The organism is Rhizobium ecuadorense (genome assembly GCF_001187535.1).
In the GTDB taxonomy this organism is placed as follows: domain Bacteria; phylum Pseudomonadota; class Alphaproteobacteria; order Rhizobiales; family Rhizobiaceae; genus Rhizobium; species Rhizobium ecuadorense.
Genome location: NZ_LFIO01001144.1, coordinates 1 through 393 on the forward strand (window position 1 = coordinate 1; position 393 = coordinate 393).

Below are 393 nucleotides of genomic sequence, written 5' to 3' on the forward strand. Positions count from 1 at the left end.
GTGCCAATCGCGGCAAGCCGGTGCAGCAGCCGGGTTCTGATGGCGATCGAGGCGATGCTCAATCCAGCGAAGAAGGGCGTTGCCCAGGGAAATAGCGGCACGTAGTCGTTGGACCGTTCCGGCATCACCGCAAGGCCGATCCAGGCGAGATATCGGGGATCGAAGAAGGATGAGCGCAGCAGGCCGGGCGGGCCGAAATTGTCGGTGATCCAGGCGGCAAAGAGCGCGAGCGTGGCGATGAGGGTGAGGGCCAGCGGCAGTCTCAAGAAGACGACGCCGATGAGCGTGAGCACCGCGATACAATGCAAGATGCCGAAGTAGATCCACTCGTCCGGCATCGCGATGCGCGTGGCGATCGAAATCACCGCGGCTGCCGCGGCAATCATACCGAAG

The 393-nt window shown here is 62.8% G+C and carries 1 protein-coding gene; it reads right to left on the bottom strand.

What is annotated here, in order from left to right; genetic code table 11:
* Window positions 1–393, bottom strand: a 393-nt coding sequence (locus AF337_RS24565; RefSeq protein ID WP_152971170.1) for a heparan-alpha-glucosaminide N-acetyltransferase domain-containing protein, incomplete at both ends; no start/stop codon positions are given.